Annotated in this window: 6 protein-coding genes and 1 pseudogene; 3 read left to right on the forward strand and 4 right to left on the reverse strand. The window is 73.9% G+C overall.

Going from position 1 to position 4,804, the window contains the following annotated elements:
• Nucleotides 1-136: pseudogene (locus ABZW32_RS38790) on the reverse strand (MerR family transcriptional regulator); the annotation flags it as partial.
• Between the two features lie 6 nt (nt 137-142).
• Between ABZW32_RS38790 and ABZW32_RS38795 the strand changes: the two are divergent.
• Nucleotides 143-448: a hypothetical protein gene (locus ABZW32_RS38795; protein WP_356225491.1), complete on the forward strand. Its 306-nt coding sequence runs from the start codon at nt 143-145 to the stop codon at nt 446-448.
• 4 nt (nt 449-452) lie between these two features.
• Here ABZW32_RS38795 and ABZW32_RS38800 read toward each other — a convergent pair whose 3' ends face one another.
• Nucleotides 453-968 carry a TspO/MBR family protein gene (locus tag ABZW32_RS38800; protein ID WP_356225493.1) on the reverse strand — a complete coding sequence of 172 codons (516 nt, stop codon included), beginning with the start codon at nt 966-968 and terminating at the stop codon, nt 453-455.
• 109 nt (nt 969-1,077) lie between these two features.
• Here ABZW32_RS38800 and ABZW32_RS38805 point away from each other — a divergent pair, with 109 nt between their 5' ends.
• Nucleotides 1,078-1,413 (forward strand): DUF6480 family protein, encoded by a 336-nt coding sequence (locus ABZW32_RS38805; RefSeq protein ID WP_356225494.1) that lies wholly within the window; start codon nt 1,078-1,080, stop codon nt 1,411-1,413.
• A gap of 22 nt (nt 1,414-1,435) precedes the next feature.
• Here ABZW32_RS38805 and ABZW32_RS38810 read toward each other — a convergent pair whose 3' ends face one another.
• The gene (locus tag ABZW32_RS38810) at nt 1,436-2,293 is read right to left on the reverse strand and encodes a DMT family transporter (RefSeq protein WP_356225500.1); all 858 of its coding nucleotides are present in this window, start codon (nt 2,291-2,293) and stop codon (nt 1,436-1,438) included.
• Nucleotides 2,294-2,366: 73 nt separating this feature from the next.
• Between ABZW32_RS38810 and ABZW32_RS38815 the strand changes: the two genes are divergently transcribed.
• On the forward strand, nt 2,367-3,212 hold the full coding sequence (locus ABZW32_RS38815) for a MurR/RpiR family transcriptional regulator (protein ID WP_356225496.1): 846 nt from the start codon (nt 2,367-2,369) through the stop codon (nt 3,210-3,212).
• An 8-nt stretch (nt 3,213-3,220) separates the two neighbouring features.
• On the opposite strand, the gene ABZW32_RS38820 is transcribed toward ABZW32_RS38815, so the two are convergent.
• Nucleotides 3,221-4,804: alpha/beta fold hydrolase (locus ABZW32_RS38820; protein ID WP_356225498.1), on the reverse strand; the 1,584-nt coding region annotated here is incomplete at its 5' end.

Genomic DNA, 4,804 nt, shown 5'->3' on the forward strand with positions numbered 1-4,804 from the left:
CCACGAGCCCGGTCCGGGCCCAGTAGTCGAGCTGGCGGTAGGTGATCCCGGCAGCGGCGCACGCCGTCGGTCCCCGGTAGCCGACCTGCTCGGGCAAGCCCAGTTGGAGGCGCGGCGCCTTCACGCCGAGTACCAGGCCCGGTTGAGTGCCGCCCGGCACGAGGCGGCACAGATCCGTCAGGCCGCGCACGAGGAAGGCGCAGCACTCCTCGCCGCTGTTCGCGCGGAGGGGCAGAAGGTGCGGGAGGAACTTGTCGCCGCGGCCACGGTGCAGCTTGAGGCGGACCGGGTCGTCGCCCGGGCCGAACTTCGCGAGGACATCCTCGGACTGGCGACCGAGCTTGCCGGACGCATCGTCGGTGAACCGTTCACCGACCTCGACCGTGCCCGCGTCATTGCCGACGAGTTCTTCGCCGGGGTCGACGCCGAGACCACCACTACGGGCTGACCATTCAAGCCCGGGTCGTGTTGCGCCGTGCGATCGAGGTGTTCAGAGCGGTGGCGAAGGCGCACCAGGCCGCGTACGGCAGCAGCGTGCGGGCCGCGACCGCATCGACGCGGGCGATCCGTCGGATGAGCTCCGCATTGCCGGCGTCCAACAGCAGCGTGCCGGCCACCCCGGCCCGCGGGCTGCGGCAGGCGAAGAACAGCCAGGGCCACGCGGCGTTCAGGAGCAGGTTCGCCCCGAAGGCAACGGCCAGCCCCTTGCGTTCCGTGCCCCGGGCCCGGCCGAACGCATGCCCGCCCGCCAGGGCGAGGGAGGCGTACAGCGGCGGCCACACCACACCGAACAGCCATGACGGAGGCTGCCACACGGGCTTGCGCAGGCTCCGGTACCAGGAGCCCGCCGGATCGACGGGCAACGAGCCCGCTACCGCTGTCGTGGCCACGGCAGCGGCGGCAGCGGCGTAACGCAGCCATCGCTCCCGCTCCGCGGCCCCTGCCCGGTGCTCACCGATCGGCCTCATGGAAGTTCCCTACCCCGAAACGAGGCCTCCGGAGCCACGGCCACCGCACCGCAGGCCTACTGCATCGCTGCGGAAACGATGCGACTTTGCCGGTGTCCCGTGTACCACGATGCTGGGTTTTCCAGGGTCCCTCACGCACGGCCCGTCCCGTCTGCTGCGGACATCGCCGGCGCGAACCGGACGTTCGGCCGCCTGCGGACCGGCCCTCCCGGGTCCACCGGCCCCATCGCCGGACCGAGGAGATCGAGCAGGCTTGGAGGATCGCATGTCAACATCCAGAGTGCCGCCCGGTGAGACGCCACCGGCGGAAGGCTCGACGGCATCCGCTCACCGCGAGCGCGCGGACGGAGGCCTCTGGGAGCACCCGGGCGTGTTCGTCTTCCTGATCGTGCTGGGTGCGCTCATGGTCGCGGGCTTCTTCATGGCCCGGATCTGGGGCATGTAGCCCCGCCTGGACGCGCCCGCCCTCACGCGCTGCCGGCGAGTTGGAGTATCGCTATGCCCGCCAGGACGGCGACGCTCGCCGTGATGCGCCGGTGGCCGAGGCGTTCGCGGAAGACGACCGCGCCGATCAGGGCGCCGAAGACGATGCTGGTCTCCCGAAGGGCGGCGATGGTGGGGAGGTCGCCGCGGGACTGCGCCCAGACCACGAGCCCGTACGCGAGGAGCGAGAGCAGCCCACCGGCCAGCCCACGGCCGTAGAGCGGGCGCAGGGCGGTCAGCAGGGCGGGGCCCCGTATGGACCACGCGATGAGGGGGAGGGCGAGTCCTTGGCAGAGGAAGAGCCAGGCGAGGTAGCCCATGACGCTGCCGGCGGCGCGGACGCCCGTGCCGTCGACGAGGGTGTACGAGGCGATCATCACGCCGGTGCCGAGCGCGGCGGCCAGCGCGGGCAGTTGGGCGCGGCGGGGGACACCGTCGGCGACGGCGAGGCCGACCAGGCCGCAGGCGATCACCGCGATGCCGAGGGCCTGGCCGACGGGCAGGGCGTGACCGAGGAGGGCGGTGGAGACCAGGGCCACCACGACGGGTGAGGTGCCCCGGGCGGTCGGGTACATCTGGCCGAAGTCCCCGAGCTGGTAGGCGCGCAGGAGCAGGAGCTGGTACGCGACCTGCAGCGCGGCGGAGGCGGCGATGTACGGCCAGGCCGCCGGATCGGGCGCGGGGGCCAGACAGACGAGGACGGCCCCGCAGCCGGCGGAGGCGAGGCTGATGAGCGTGAAGCCGGCCAGCTTGTCGCGCAGGCCGTGGGTGAGGCCGTTCCAGACCGCGTGCAGCAGCGCGGAGGCGAGGACGACGACGGGCACGGCGGCGGTACCCGTCATGGACGGCAGGGCTGTGGGCACGCGGGCTCCCCACGACTGATGATGGAATGAGATTCCTTGGTAGGATACATCCATGGAAATTCATTCCACCCAGGGCGGGCTCGCCGCCCACATCCGGGCCCACCTGTCCGAGCTGCGCGACACCGAGGCACGTGTCGCGCAGGTGGTCCTGGACAAGGGCGCCGAGCTGGTGCACCTCAGCGTCAGCGACGTCGCGACGCTGGCCGGCACCGCGCCGTCCTCCGTCGTACGGGCATGTCAGCGGCTGGGGTTCCGCGGGTACCAGGAGTTGAAGATCGCCGCCGCCCGGCAGGCGCCGGCCCCCGAGCCCTCCCGGGACCAGGACCCGGCCGCCCGTGCCCTGACCGACACGGTCCGCGCCGCCCGGGAGGCACTCGACGGGGTACTGGCGACCGTGACCCCGGACCACCTGCGCGCGGCCGCCCGAACGATCGACGCGGCCCGCCGGGTACTGGTGGTCGGCGCGGGACTGTCCGGCGCGGTCGCACTGGACACCGCCTACCGGCTGCGCGCACTGGGCTGCGCGGTCGACGCGCCGGCCGACCCCCTGACCGCGCTGCTGGCCGCCGCGCAGCTGACCCCCGCCGACGCGTGCCTGGCCATCAGTCACACCGGAGCCACGCGCAGCACGGTGGACGCCGCCCGGCGCGCACGGCAGGCCGGGACCCCGGTCATCGCCCTCACCAGCTACGCCCGCTCGCCCCTGACCGAGTCCAGCGACCGCACGCTCGTCGCGGGCGGCCAGGACCTGGTCTTCGGGCTCGAAACCGTCGCCAGCCGACTGGCCCACCTCACGGTGATCGATGCCCTGACCCTCACCTTGCTGGGGCTGCGCGGGGCACCGGCCGAAGCCGCGCTCAGGCTGGCGGCCGACGTCACGGTCGACCACTCGTACTGACGGGGCCGTCAGGTGAAGGGAACCCGGTCCGGGCGGCAGACCGTGCCGGGGGGCGGGAGCGTCCCGTCGACGAAGTAGCGGCTCTCGTACGCGCTGACGCAGCTGCTGCCGTTGTTGAACAGCGCGGTGTGCCCGTAACCGTCGTTCGTGAGCAGGCGGGCGTCAGCCAGCTCGGCGGCCATGGCCTGGGCGCCCGTGTAGGGCGTGGAGGGGTCGAACCGGGTCCCGATCACCAGGACGGGACGGGCGGTGGGCCCGTTCCACGGGCCGTCGTACCCGGCGGCGGACCGGGCCGGCCAGGTGGCGCAGGGTTCCGCCGCCCACGTCCAGAAGCGTCCCGCGTCGCCGGCCCGCCGGGCGCTGTCCTCTTCCAGGCGGTGGTACGCGGCGGGGTCGCGCGGGTTGGGGCTGTCGGCGCACCACACGGCCGCGGCCTGCTCTTCCCCCAGGTACGGGTCCGGCCGGTCCACCGGCGGCGGTGGCGGGTACACCGGCGGCCCGGGGGAACGGCCCTGCGACAGCTCCTGGAGCCTGCCCGCGAGAGCCGTCCAGCCGGGGTCGACGATGTAGAGGCCGTTCACCGTGTCGGCGACCGTCCTGGCGTACGTCCACGAGCCGATCGGGCGCTCCCGCAGCCGCTGCATCAGCCGGTGGTACTTGTCGCGGGTGGCCTGGGGGCTGCCCGCCGAGAAGGCGCAGCGGGCCGCGGGCGCCGATCCGCACAGCGTGAGGAACCGGTCCAGGGTGGCGGCGGCGGTGCGGTCCGAGCCCATGCGCAGGAGGGTCGTGGTGCGGGGGTCCGCCTGCGGGGCGCCGCCGGTCCAGGCCCGGGGGGCGATGTTGCTGTCGAGGACCATGGCGCGGACGCGGCCGGGGAAGAGGTTGGCGTAGGTGGCGCCGAGGATCGTGCCGTAGGAGACGCCGAGGTAGTTCAGCCGCGGGTCGCCCACCGCGCGGCGGAGCAGGTCGAGGTCCCGGGCGGTGTCGGCGGTCGACACGTGGCGCAGCAGGTCCGGGTCGCGCTTCTCGCAGCGCCGGCCGAGGTCCTCGTAGGCGTCGATCCACGCCTTGCGCTCCTGTGCTCCCACCGGGAAGCCGGCGGGTGGGCGGGCCGCCCAGGTCTTGGCCTCCTCGGCGGTGGCGAAGCAGTTCACGGCCGTGCTGTTGCCGATCCCGCGCGGGTCCCAGCTGACGATGTCGAACCGTTTCCGCAGTTCCTCGGGGAAGGCGTCGTAGTTCTGCGGCACCTGCACGGTCCCGGGGCCCCCGGGACCGCCGGGGTTCACGAAGAGGGTGCCGATGCGCCGACCGGGATCGGTGGCCTGCCGGCGGACGACCGCCAGGTCGATGGTGCGGCCCGCGGGGGCGGCGTGGTCGAGCGGCACCTTCACCGTGGCGCAGTCCCATGGGCTGCCGGGCCTGCAGGGACTCCAGTCCGGTCCCGGAACGGTCTGCGAAGGCGAAGGCGAGGGGGGTGAGGGTGCCAGGGGCACGCCGTGTGCGGCGGCGGGTCCCGGCCCGGTGAGCAGCGCCGAGCAGGCCAGCGCCGCGCAGAGGCCCGCCGCACGGCGTCGGCGGCCGGCCGGGGGACC

Source organism: Streptomyces sp. NPDC004667, from assembly GCF_040609475.1.
GTDB lineage: Bacteria > Actinomycetota > Actinomycetes > Streptomycetales > Streptomycetaceae > Streptomyces.